The organism is Blastopirellula marina DSM 3645 (genome assembly GCF_000153105.1).
Classification (GTDB): Bacteria; Planctomycetota; Planctomycetia; order Pirellulales; family Pirellulaceae; genus Blastopirellula; species Blastopirellula marina.
This window is the reverse complement of sequence record NZ_CH672376.1, coordinates 2,807,108-2,819,087: the sequence shown is the minus strand read 5'-3', so window position 1 is coordinate 2,819,087 and position 11,980 is coordinate 2,807,108. Positions and strand designations below refer to the sequence as shown.

The 11,980-nt window shown below is 57.4% G+C and carries 9 protein-coding genes; 6 read left to right on the top strand and 3 right to left on the bottom strand.

Annotation, left to right across the window (positions count from 1 at the left end; translation table 11 throughout):
• Positions 1 to 247: 247 nt before the first annotated feature.
• Positions 248 to 1,027, bottom strand: a complete 780-nt coding sequence (locus tag DSM3645_RS13380) for a GntR family transcriptional regulator (RefSeq protein WP_002652732.1) — start codon at positions 1,025 to 1,027, stop codon at positions 248 to 250.
• A 574-nt stretch (positions 1,028 to 1,601) separates the two neighbouring features.
• Here DSM3645_RS13380 and DSM3645_RS13375 point away from each other — a divergent pair.
• From DSM3645_RS13375 to DSM3645_RS13350, 6 genes are all read left to right on the top strand, one after another.
• Complete coding sequence (locus tag DSM3645_RS13375) at positions 1,602 to 3,161, top strand: sodium:solute symporter (RefSeq protein WP_050769375.1); 1,560 nt, start codon at positions 1,602 to 1,604, stop codon at positions 3,159 to 3,161.
• 45 nt (positions 3,162 to 3,206) lie between these two features.
• Positions 3,207 to 4,118 (top strand): dihydrodipicolinate synthase family protein, encoded by a 912-nt coding sequence (locus tag DSM3645_RS13370; RefSeq protein WP_002652729.1) that lies wholly within the window; start codon positions 3,207 to 3,209, stop codon positions 4,116 to 4,118.
• Between the two features lie 5 nt (positions 4,119 to 4,123).
• Entirely contained in the window at positions 4,124 to 5,758 is a 1,635-nt protein-coding gene (locus DSM3645_RS13365) for an L-fucose/L-arabinose isomerase family protein (protein WP_002652728.1), read from the top strand.
• Between the two features lie 4 nt (positions 5,759 to 5,762).
• Complete coding sequence (locus tag DSM3645_RS13360) at positions 5,763 to 7,439, top strand: FGGY-family carbohydrate kinase (protein ID WP_002652727.1); 1,677 nt, start codon at positions 5,763 to 5,765, stop codon at positions 7,437 to 7,439.
• Positions 7,440 to 7,572: 133 nt separating this feature from the next.
• Positions 7,573 to 9,057: a sulfatase family protein gene (locus tag DSM3645_RS13355; RefSeq protein ID WP_202594936.1), complete on the top strand. Its 1,485-nt coding sequence runs from the start codon at positions 7,573 to 7,575 to the stop codon at positions 9,055 to 9,057.
• Positions 9,054 to 9,623 (top strand): hypothetical protein, encoded by a 570-nt coding sequence (locus DSM3645_RS13350; protein ID WP_002652725.1) that lies wholly within the window; start codon positions 9,054 to 9,056, stop codon positions 9,621 to 9,623. Before DSM3645_RS13355 ends, DSM3645_RS13350 begins: the two co-directional genes overlap by 4 nt.
• On the opposite strand, the gene DSM3645_RS13345 is transcribed toward DSM3645_RS13350, so the two are convergent.
• On the bottom strand, positions 9,602 to 10,582 hold the full coding sequence (locus DSM3645_RS13345) for an alkaline phosphatase family protein (protein WP_002652724.1): 981 nt from the start codon (positions 10,580 to 10,582) through the stop codon (positions 9,602 to 9,604). The genes DSM3645_RS13350 and DSM3645_RS13345 overlap by 22 nt on opposite strands.
• Positions 10,583 to 10,636: 54 nt before the next feature.
• The gene (locus tag DSM3645_RS13340; protein ID WP_002652723.1) at positions 10,637 to 11,887 is read right to left on the bottom strand and encodes an SHD1 domain-containing protein; all 1,251 of its coding nucleotides are present in this window, start codon (positions 11,885 to 11,887) and stop codon (positions 10,637 to 10,639) included.
• Between the last annotated feature and the right edge of the window lie 93 nt (positions 11,888 to 11,980).

The following is an 11,980-nucleotide window of genomic DNA, read 5'->3' as shown; positions in this document are numbered from 1 at the left end:
CGCAGTCGTAACAAATCGAACGAAAAACACCGCGAAAACGCATTGCATCCCGCTGGGATCCCAAGATAGGTCATGCAAATCGTGAAATCAAGTAGTTTTTTCTGACAGTAATCAGAAGGAGGCGATGGGGGAAGCAATGACGCGAAAGAAAGTACCGCCAAGATTCGCGCGGTAAGCGCGAAATTGCAAATTTCGACTCCGGCTCGCTTCGCCAGATCGGCTTGAACCGTCAACCGCAACAGCAGGCTTAAGTCTTATTCGCTTCGCGCGCTTCGATCTGATTAAGCTCTTCCAGCAAATCTTGCGGCAGCGCCAGCGGCATCGCATTTTTCGCTTCGCCCAGCGCTTGTCGGCGATCAAACGATTCGAGGGCCAGACGACGACTGGCGCGGATGTGCTCTTGCATCCAGTAGCGGGCCATTTTGCCGTTGGCCGTCTTCAACGCGCGTAATATGCGTCGATGGAATCGATAGACATTAACGACGATATTCAGGTTGTGGGGTTCTCGTTTCGCCGCAAAAATGCGCGACAACACGCGTAGATCGGAGACGATTTTCATCATCCGGCGATTACCGCCTGCCCGCAATATCACCATGTGAAACCCCATATCGGCGGCCAAAAAACTTTGCAGCAGTTCGGGGCTAAAGGTCTTCTCGTCGCTCTCACGCAGTTCGCGGGCCACTTGCAGCAGTCGCTTACAGAGGAGCGAAAGCATTTGCGTATCTTCGGCCGACAAGCGGCCTGCGACTGACTCGGCGGTGTGACTCTCGAGAGCTTCGCGCACTTCGTACAGTTCCGCCATTTCGGCTCGATCAAGGGAATGGACAATCGTGCCGAACCGAGGAACTTGGCGGACGAGTCCTTCAACTTCCAACTGCCGAATCGCTTCGCGAATCGGCATGCGGCTCATGCCGATCTCTTTGGCCAACGTAAGTTCCGAGATCTGGCTGCCGGCCGGCAAATCTCCCGAGAGAATCCGCTGCTGAATATAGAGATAGGCCTGACGTCGCCGGGGAATCTTTTCCATGACTTTCTATGCACTTGCAGACGCTGGAGCCGAATGAAGCGGCGATTGGGTGGTCGTGCGTCCCTGACCATGGCCGATGGAAATGTAGGTTACTCGGTACGATTGCCGCCTGCCAAGGAAAAGCATCGCTAATCGGCGCGAATCGAGCCCAAGCGGAAGCGAAAAAGAAGTCCCGACCAGCAAACCGGTCGCCTAACTTCCGCTTGGCTATCTTCGCCGTGTCACCAACTGAACCCTAGTCTATTCCCCCGCGAAATGCCAGAGCAGCGAACCTTGTTGATCCGGATGCGATTCTTCCTAACATCAATGCTGCAGCAACATTTTCGTCGTTCTCGCCGGGCTTCCGCATCGACCGTCCGCCGTGTTGTTTTTTGAACCGGGGGATCTGTTACGACCTCGACTGCAAACGCCAGATCGGCTGAACGGCGAAGGAAAAACGGTGATCGGCGTGCGAGTCGCCAAACATTAGATTTAAGGGGTTGCATCGCCCCATTTCGCCGTGCATACTGCTGGGATACCAGCGGGATACACCGTGTCAGACGGCGCGGTGTCGATACCAGGCGAGGAGATCTCTGTGCACCAATTTTCCCCGGTCGACGTCGTTGTGCTCGTCATTTATTTGGTGGGCGTCGTCGGTTTGGGCGCTTGGTTTTATGGCAAGAGCAGCAATCCCGAAGGCTACATGGCGGCAAGTCGCTCGATGCCGGGCTGGGTTATCGGGCTTTCAATCTTTGGCACCTACGTCAGCAGCATCAGCTTTATCGCGTTGCCCGGCAAAGCGTTTTCTAGCAACTGGAATGCGATCGCGTTCAGTATATCCCTTCCCCTGGCTGCCTGGGTCGCGACGCGCTGGTTCGTCCCGTACTATCGCCAAGGGAACTCGGTATCCGCTTACGAGCATCTAGAAAAGCGGTTTGGCGTTTGGGCGCGTACCTATGCGGCCGTCTGTTACTTGTTGACGCAGATTGCGCGGATGGGCTCGGTGATGTACCTGTTGGCGCTGCCGCTTCACCAGTTGCTGGGCTGGGATATCCCCACGCTGATTCTTGTCACCGGCGGACTAACCACTTTCTATACGTTACTGGGCGGTATCGAAGGGGTGATCTGGACCGATGCGCTGCAGAGTTTGGTGCTGGCCGCCGGAGCGATCGTCTGCGCCATCCTCATTCCGTTGAATATGCCGGAAGGTCCCTCTCAGCTGTTTGAGATCGCGTCGTCGCACAACAAATTTAGTCTCGGCAGTCTCGAGCTGATGCTTTCGGAGCCGACGTTCTGGGTGGTGCTGGTTTACGGCCTGTTCATTAACCTGCAAAACTTCGGCATCGATCAAAGCTATATCCAACGATACATCGCCGCTAAGTCGGACGCCGACGCGCGTCGATCGGTCTGGTTAGGCGCGATGGTTTACGTGCCGATTTCGATCCTTTTTTTGTGGATCGGAACAGCGCTGTTCGCTTACTACGATGCACGGCCCGAACTGTTGCCGCCGGCGCTGCAGGAAGACATCGCCAAGGGGACCGGGGACGGCGTGTTTCCGTACTTCATCGTCGCCGGACTGCCTGTCGGCGTCTCTGGTTTGTTGGTCGCCGCCATTTTTGCGGCCGCCATGAGTACGCTCTCTACCAGTCTAAACGGCGCCGCGACGTTGACGTTGGCCGACTTTTATCAACGCTTCTATCGTCCGCAGGCTAGCCCCAAAGAATCGATGATCGTCCTTTACGTCAGCACGATGCTCTGGGGCTGTCTGGGCACAGGCACCGCGTTGGCCATGATCGAAGTGCAAAGCATTCTCGACGCGTGGTGGAAATTGGCGGGAATCTTTAGCGGTGGCATGCTGGGGCTCTTTTTGCTCGGTTTTCTCTCGCGGCGTGCTCGCAACCCCTCCGCGATTCTCGCCGTGATCGCCGGCGTCTTGGTAATCTTATGGATGACTTTATCTCGTACTTCGATTTGGCCCGCGGCTTGGGCGGACTCCCAAAGCCCGTTTGATCAATTCCTGGTCATCGTATTTGGCACGCTCACTATTTTGCTCGTCGGATTTGCGTTGACGCAATTGTTCAACCAATCTGCCGACAAGTCTGCGGAAGCGAACCCGCGCGATCCCAGCGACTCCCAGACGCCAGAAGAAGCTTAACCGCTGCTGTAATTCACAATCCAAGAGACCTGCACGAGTCACCCTATGTCGACATTTCATGGAATCGTTCCGCCGCTTGTTACTCCGCTTTTGGGGCGTGATCAACTCGATCATGAAGGGCTGGAGCGTTTGATCGAACACGTCCTGGAAGGGGGCGTACACGGCCTCTTTATTCTCGGCAGCACCGGCGAAGCGCCCAGCCTAAGCTATCGATTGCGACGGGAAGTGATCGCCGCCGTTTGTCGGCAGACCGATAACCGCGTACCGGTCTTGGTCGGGGTCACCGACACGGCGTTTGTCGAGTCGATCGCATTGGCGCAATATGCGGCGGATGCCGGCGCTGCGGCCGTCGTTCTGTCGACGCCGTATTACTTTCCAGCAGGTCAGACCGAACTGCGGACCTACGTCCGAAACATCGTCTCCGAATTGCCGTTGCCGTTGATGCTCTACAACATGCCGGCGCTGACCAAAGTTTGGTTCGAGATCGAAACGCTCCAAAAGCTGACCGACCTGGATGGGATCGTCGGGCTAAAAGATAGCAGCGGCGATCTCGACTATTTCGCCAAAGCGACTCGCTTGAAAGAACAACGCCCAGATTGGTCGATCTTGATCGGCCCCGAAGCGATGCTTCCGGCCGCGATGCGTTTGGGCGGAGATGGCGGCGTCAACGGAGGCGCCAACATTTTGCCGCGTCTATTTGTGGAATGTTACGATTCGATCATTACTCAGGACGAAGTGAAACTGGCCGAGTTGCATCGTCGGATCGTCGACTTCCAACGGATCTACGATGTCGGCAAATATGCGTCCAAGTACATCAAGGCCACCAAGTGCTGTTTATCGCTGCTAAATATCTGCGATGATTTTATGGCGGAGCCCTTTCATAGCTTTCACCCGCCCGAGCGTGAGCAGCTCGCGCAGATTTTGCAGGAATTAGATATCCCCGTCGTTCAAGGTTGAAACGCATGCCCCCAGATCAACCCTCGGTTCAACTTGTCGCCAGCGGCGATTCTCGCTTGTCGGCCAATCAAGTCTGCTGGCCGGCCCAACAAGCGCTGGAAAGCAAATTACAGCTCGCCCTCGAGCAGCTCGGCTATCGTTTGCAACGCGCCCACGGCGTCACCGCTGCTGGGCATGGCTTTCTCGATAGCCAAAAGCGCGGCATCGAAGTCTTTCGCGAGATCGATCCCACCGCGCCGCTGATCGTCGCCGAGGCGGTCTGGCAATATTCGCACCATGTGCTCGCCGGCTTGATCAGTCATCGCGGCCCTATTTTGACCGTCGCTAATTGGTCTGGACAATGGCCCGGTCTGGTCGGCATGCTCAACTTGAATGGTTCACTAACGAAAGCCGGCGTCACCTATTCGACGCTCTGGAGCACCGATTTCACTGACGAATATTTCACCAGCCGCTTGCAACAATGGCTAGCAACCGGCGTCTGTGAGCACCCGCTCGAGCATGTCGCGAAGCTCGATCCCCAGCGGATCCCCAGCGCAGAGGCTGCTGTGGGCGAAAAATTGGCGAGCGAGTTACGCCGCGATAAAGCGATCATGGGCGTCTTCGACGAAGGCTGCATGGGAATGTTCAACGCGATCATTCCGGATCACTTGCTGCACCCTGTCGGCGTTTTCAAAGAACGACTAAGCCAGTCGGCGCTCGTGGCCGCGATTGGCGAAGTTAGCGACGCCGAAGCAGAGCAAGTGCTGGCCTGGTATCAAGCTAACGGCATGCATTTTCATTTTGGCGAGATCGATGCCGAAGAACTAACGCAACGTCAGGTGTTGCAGCAATGTCGCATGTATGTGGCTGCGGTCCGAATGGCCGATCATTTCGGCTGCGAAACGATCGGCATTCAGTACCAACAGGGACTGAAAGACATGACGCCGGCCAGCGACCTGGTCGAAGGGACGCTCAACAGCACGTCGCGGCCGCCGGTGTTGGACGCATCTGGTCAGCGGGAACTCTTCGCCGGGCGAAGCATTCCACATTTCAACGAAGTCGACGAATGTGCGGGGCTCGACGCGTTGATGATCCAACGGCTGCATCGGGCGCTCGGAGAACCGGTCGAGACAACGCTCCATGATCTGCGTTGGGGATGCGAAGACCAGTCGGGAACGACGGACCAATACGTGTGGGTCTTCGAGATTTCGGGATCGGCGCCGGCCGAGCATCTCGGAGGCTGGAACCAGTGCCATGGTTATCGCCAGCCATCGATGTATTTCCCGAATGGGGGCTCGACGCTGTCTGGCGTTTCGCGACCCGGCGAGATTGTCTGGTCACGAATTTACATTGCCGACGACGCTCTGCACATCGACATCGGTCGCGGTGCGTCGATTGCTTTGCCAGAAGCGGAAACGCAACGCCGCTTGGACGCGACCACTCCGGTCTGGCCGATCATGCACGGCGTGACGTATGGAGTGACGCGCGATCAGATGATGGCCAAGCATCAAGCGAATCACGTCCAGGTCGTCTACGCCAACGATGCGGCGTCCGCCGATCGAGCCCTTTGGGCGCGAGCCGCAATGGCCGCTGCGTTAGGGCTGAACGTCCATTTATGTGGGACCAACAAAGAGGGCGTCCGCTGGAACGGAGCATCGTGAGTTGATGAACAAACACTATTTCATCGGCGTTGACGTTGGAACCGGCAGTGCGCGGGCCGGAGTATTTGACGGCCTCGGAACTCGGCTTGGTTTGGCCACGCAGGCCATCGAGACCTATCGCCCCCAGGCCGATTTCGTCCAACAGTCTTCAAACAACATCTGGCAGGCCGTTTGCCAGTGCGTGCAGCATGCGATTGCCGAAGCCGAGATCGATTGCGCCAAGATCCGCGGTATCGGCTTCGACGCGACCTGCTCGCTGGTGGCAACCGACGCGGAAGGGCGCCCCGTGACCGTGAGCTTGGATGGGGACGACGAGCAAAACGTCATCGTCTGGATGGATCACCGCGCGGCGAGTCAAGCCAATCGCATTAACACCGGCGACTATGACGTGCTCAAATATGTGGGCAACGTGATCTCGCCAGAGATGGAAACGCCCAAACTGCTGTGGTTGAAAGAAAATCTGCCAGACACCTGGCGACGCGCCCAAAAGTTCTTCGATCTGCCGGACTTCCTGACGTATCGCGCAACGGGGGATGAAACGCGTTCCCTCTGCAGCACCGTTTGCAAATGGACCTATCTGGGACACGCAGCTGACGAAAACGCCGATCAACCCGGTCGCTGGGATGCGGAGTACTTTCGCGCGATCGGCTTAGAGGATTTGGCGGACGAAGACTTCCAGCGGATCGGTCGGCGCATTCGTGCAATGGGAGAATCAATCGGGCAAGGAGTCACCGCACAAGCATCTGCAGAACTGGGCGTACCGCAGGGGACCGCGGTCGGGGTTTCGATTATTGACGCCCACGCCGGCGGCATCGGCATGATCGGTGCGCGTCTTGAGGAGGAGGGGGCGAACGCGATCGATCTCGACCGACGAATCGCGTTGATCGGGGGGACGTCAAGCTGCCACATGGCCGTCTCTGCTCAACCGCGCTACATCGACGGGATTTGGGGACCTTACTATTCAGCGATGGTTCCGCAAATGTGGCTGACCGAAGGAGGCCAATCCGCGACCGGGGCGCTGATCGATTTCGTCATCGAAAACCACGCCGCCACAGGCCAGCTGCAGCAGTTAGCGACGGCAGACGGCAAGTCCGTCTATGAGGTGCTCAATGATCGCTTGGCGGCGCTCGCCAAGGACCGCCAGGTTCCCGCTTCTCTGACGCGCCAACTGCACGTCTCTCCTTACTTTCATGGCAACCGATCTCCGTGGGCCGATCCCACGCTGCGCGGCATGATCTCGGGCCTATCGATGTCGGCCTCGCTGGATGATTTGGCCCGGTTGTATCTGGCCGTCATTCAGGCGATCGCCTATGGGACCCGGCACATCATTGAAGTGATGAACCGCGAGGGATACCGCATCGATACAATCTTTGCCTGCGGAGGAGGCGTCAAAAATCCGATCTTCTTGCGGGAACATGCCGATATTACGCAGTGCCGAATTGTCCTGCCGCGCGAAGCCGAATCGGTCTTACTAGGAAGCGCCATGCTGGGCGCCGTCGCGTCTGGCGCACATTCTAACCTGCTGTCGGCCATGGCCGCGATGAGCGGCGCCAGTCAGATCTTACCGCCAACGTCCGGCGCTACAGCCGAATATCATCGGGCCAAGTACGAAGTATTTCGGCGGTTACACGCCGATCAACTCGCCTACCGGCAGTTGATGCAAGGAACCGCGACCCCCTAGGTCGCTATTTCTGCAATTCCCAGCGACGCAGACGCCGCACGAACATTGACCCGTCGGCGGCGTGCAGAGATACTGAGGGATTCTCCTGCTTCGCCTCGTTTCGAGGCCGCCTCCTGCCCTTGAGGACCCCTTCATGAACTTCGCCCCTCGTCGTCGCCTGCGATCTCGACTCACCTCTGCAATGACGCTGGCTTCGCTCACGTTATCGCTCGGCTTTGCGACGGTAACCGTCGCCGCAGAGAAAAACGCAACTCCCAACATCGTCGTCATCTTTATTGACGACATGGGCTACGCCGACATCGGGCCGTTTGGGGCGAAAGACTATCCGACGCCGCATCTGGATCAATTGGCGCAGGAAGGGACGATTTGCACCGATTTCTACGTCACCCAGGCAGTTTGCTCCGCTTCGCGAGCGGGCTTGCTGACGGGATGTTACAACAATCGGATCGGCATCTTAGGGGCCCTTGGTCCGCAGTCCAAAATTGGCATCAGTGCTGAAGAGACGACGCTGGCCGAGATCTGCAAGCAAAAGGGATACGCGACCGCTTGCTACGGCAAATGGCATTTGGGACATCACGAAGAATTCCTGCCGCTGCAACATGGTTTTGATGACTACGTCGGTCTGCCGTATTCCAACGACATGTGGCCCTATCATCCCGAACTTCGCCACCTGACGAAGGATCAACAGCAAAAACGTTATCCTGATCTGCCGTTGTACGAAAAGAATGAAATCATCGACACCGAAGTGACGCCAGAGGATCAGCGCAACCTGACGACGCTCTACACCGAGAAAGCGGTCAAGTTTATCGATGACAATCACGCCCAGCCGTTCTTCTTGTACGTTCCCCACTCGATGGTTCACGTGCCGCTTTACGTCTCCGACAAATTCGCCGGCAAGTCAGGCGCCGGACTGTTTGGCGATGTGGTGATGGAAGTCGACTGGTCCGTTGGTCAGATCATCGAGGCGCTGCGACGGAACATGCTGGACGAAAACACCCTGGTTATTTTCACCGCCGACAACGGCCCCTGGCTCTCGTACGGAGACCATGCTGGCTCGGCCGGTCCGCTGCGAGAAGGGAAGGGGACCATGTTTGACGGCGGTTGCCGCGAGCCCACGATCTTCTGGCAGCCGGGGACCATTCCGGCTGGTAAGACCTGTTCGACGCCGATGATGACGATCGATATCTTGCCGACCGTCGCCGATTTGATTGGCGCCAAGTTGCCCGACCACAAGATTGACGGCAAGAATATCTGGCCCATTGTCACCGGTCAGCCAAACGCCAAGAGCCCGCACGAAGCGTATCTTTTCTACTACGGCAATCAATTGCAGGCCATCCGCAGCGGCAAGTGGAAGTTGCATTTCCCGCACGGCTATCGCACGTTGAATGGTCGCCCCGGCGGCACAGATGGATTGCCCACCAACTATGAGCAAGCGCGGATTGGCCTGGAACTGTTTGACTTGGATAGCGATATCGGCGAAACGACCGACGTGAAAGAGTCGCATCCCGAAGTCGTCGCACGACTGCAAAAATTAGGAGACGAGGCGCGAGCCGATCTCGGCGATGGCCTGACCAAAACCAAAGGCGCCGGACTTCGCCCGGTGGGCCGCGTGAAATGACGCGAAGTATTTATTGCTTCGCGATATTGGCCAACTGCTGGCTCTGGATGCAAGCAGTTCACGAGTTCGGCCATGTGCTGGCCGCTTGGCTCTCCGGCGGCAGAGTACGGCTGGCGTATCTCGTGCCGTGGGACATCTCACGAACCGACTACGTTGCGGATCAATACGAGCTGTCGATTGTTTGGGCCGGTCCAATCGTGGGCGCAGCCCTGCCGGTTACGATTTGGCTGGCGATGCGTCTACTTCGCAGCAGTCATGAACCGCTTGCTGCGTTCTTTGCAGGATTTTGCCTGATCGCCAACGGCGCCTATCTTGGCGCCGCGATACTCACGCCGGTCGGAGACGCCGCCGAGATCTTGCAACTCGGCGGTTCGCTCTGGATGCTCGCTCTGTTTGGCGTTATCTGTCTGCCGCTGGGCGTCTGGCTGTGGAACGGTCGCGGCGGATATTTTGGGTTTGGCGCCGGCGCCCAGGAAGTAACGCCGCAAGCAGCGGCGATCGCTGCAGGATGGTTGGCGACGACCATCTTCGTCGAGACGCTCTGTTACTTCGCGCTGGTCGCTTGATCGGCCTGTTGCAACTTCAGTCCGACCGCATGCCCATCCAGTTGCCAAGCGTCGTCGATCTTGATTCCCAAATACGTCAACAACGTGGGCACGGCGTCGACGATATAGACCTGTTCGTCGAACTTGCCGCGCTGGGCGCCTGCGCCGCTGACGATCAAAAAGCTGTGCAGGATGTCCGGGTTCGTATGCCCATTACTGTGCCCGGTTCCCGCTCCGCCGTGATCGCTGGTGACGACGATCAGCCACTCTTCGTCGGTTCGTTTCTCGATCGCATCCAACACGGAACCAATGAGCGAATCAACATTTTCAATCGCGGCGATGTACGGAGGAACGCTGGGGTGAAATCCGTGGGCGTGCCCGGCTTCATCCACTTCCCCCAGGTATAGCATCAACGCTGTCGGCGACTCGGCTGCTAACAGTCGAATCGCTTCAGCCGCCGCATCTGCGTCCGCTTTGTCATAGGCCTTTTCGCTGTTGGTCGTATCGACCGAAACGTCAGCGGACGAGACGATGTACCTGGCGATCGGCGACCAGTTGATAATCGAGGCGGTTCTCGCCTTGGGGTCGGCAAGCTTCACATAATGAAAAAAGTGGGGAAACTTGTCAAAGCGAGGCTCTTTGAACTGGTTCCCTTGCACGTTGTGCTTGTCGGCCCAAACGCCGGTGTTGATGCTTCCCCAGCCTGGTCCGCTGATCGTGTCGTTCTTCCGATAACGATCTCCCAGAATCAATGCGGTCGGCGAATAGATTCCTTCGGCCATCAGACGATCCAGATTGGGCGTTTTGGCTTTTTGCAGCGCGTCAAACCGGCAACCGTCGATGCCAAGCAAAAGCACGTGCTTTTCTTTTTCGGCGGCGGAAAGAGGCGCGGCGACGGCCAATAGCAATAGCGTCAACATGCGTGCGAACATCATCGTGATTTCCGAGAAAGCGACTTGGGTGCAGGGACGATCCTGCATTCTGCCTTACTACGGAATCCGCGTCGAGCAACCTTCACCCGCTGCGCCAACAAATCACTGGTTCGCTCTGATATAGGCTCGATCGTCGTCGCTAAGACTCGCTGTCGGCGCCGAGATCTTCGAGCCGTCCGCTTTTTCCAGACTGACGGTGCCGTCGTCGTTCACTTTCAACAACTTCGCTTCGACCGAAAATTTGCCGTCGGCGCTGGTGAACGTGCGCATTTCGTGTTTCGCAGGCAACTCGCTGACCTGCATGCGTTGAATCACGTACATTCCCAGCGACATGAGACTTTTGTCTTGCTCATACGTTCCAAAGATGCCGGCGATCGAGTGTCCCTCAGCGTAAAAGTCCTTTGGACTTCCGCCGTCGGACCCGATAAGATCACCAAAGTAGCCTTGTTTGGGATCGACTTTGGTTCCCTGGAGCGGGCCATACGCCAACTGCACGGAGTCCATAATTAAACCAATCCGCGCCTTCACGCCGGCAACGACTCCGCCGGACTCGGCCAGTTGTTGGATGGGGCGATCGGTTTCGTTACCGCAGATCTTGCCTTTGACGTATTCGTCGCCCACCTGGTAGATCGGCTGAATCCCGGCGACCGAGTCCCCAAAATGATCGCCGATAAAGAAGATTGCGCCGACCATCACGCCCCCTTCCGGCGCGCGATCGATAAAGCGTGCTCCGTTCGCTTTGCCCAACAGCGGGCTCTCTTGAACGGCTTTGTCGACATACGAAATACTGCCGAGCGATTGCGGCGGCTTTGGCAATTCGAGGGCCGCTAGTCGGGCCGCTTCCTTTTCGCGCCGCGTTTTCTCTTCGAGTTCTTTGGCAAGTCGTTCTCGCTCACGATCGGCCGCTTCGCGTTCTTCTTGGGCGCGCATCCGCAGGGCTGCGTTCGCTTGGCGATCTTCTTCCGCGCGACGTCTTTCCGCTTCGCGTTCTTCGCGACGCTTGGCGTCTTCCGCTTCTCGCGCCATTCTTTCGGCAGGCGTCTCACCGGCGACCGGCTTACTTTCTACAAGCGGTTGGGGCCCTGGTTGAACAGGTCGCTGCGCGGCGTTGACGGGAACCCCGTTGCGAGTGACGTTTCCCTTTTTGTCGAGTCCATATCCCATCGAAATAGAAATGGCCGCGAAGAAAGCCAAAACGCCAACCAAGCAATAGCTAGCGCCAGTGAACACCGCGAAGCCGGGGGAGAACTTTTTAACTCCGAACATCGCGAAGATATATTGATCGCGGGCCCGTAGCAGGACTGTTTTCGTGACAATCCCAAAGATGCCGAGGCCGAAAAACAGAATGCCCATCGCAACGAAAACGAGAGCTTTAATCCCCGCTTCGTTATCGCCAGCCGCAACAATTAGATGCCAATTAACCACCAGCCCCCCCTGTAGATTGCT

Bases quoted from the DNA above. Each gene is read 5' to 3' on its own strand.
- DSM3645_RS13380 (WP_002652732.1), bottom strand. From the start codon at position 1,027: ATGGAAAAGATTCCCCGGCGACGTCAGGCCTATCTCTATATTCAGCAG.
- DSM3645_RS13370 (WP_002652729.1), top strand. From the start codon at position 3,207: ATGTCGACATTTCATGGAATCGTTCCGCCGCTTGTTACTCCGCTTTTG.
- DSM3645_RS13365 (WP_002652728.1), top strand. From the start codon at position 4,124: ATGCCCCCAGATCAACCCTCGGTTCAACTTGTCGCCAGCGGCGATTCT.
- DSM3645_RS13360 (WP_002652727.1), top strand. From the start codon at position 5,763: ATGAACAAACACTATTTCATCGGCGTTGACGTTGGAACCGGCAGTGCG.
- DSM3645_RS13355 (WP_202594936.1), top strand. From the start codon at position 7,573: ATGAACTTCGCCCCTCGTCGTCGCCTGCGATCTCGACTCACCTCTGCA.
- DSM3645_RS13350 (WP_002652725.1), top strand. From the start codon at position 9,054: ATGACGCGAAGTATTTATTGCTTCGCGATATTGGCCAACTGCTGGCTC.
- DSM3645_RS13345 (WP_002652724.1), bottom strand. From the start codon at position 10,582: ATGCAGGATCGTCCCTGCACCCAAGTCGCTTTCTCGGAAATCACGATG.
- DSM3645_RS13340 (WP_002652723.1), bottom strand. From the start codon at position 11,887: ATGGGCATTCTGTTTTTCGGCCTCGGCATCTTTGGGATTGTCACGAAA.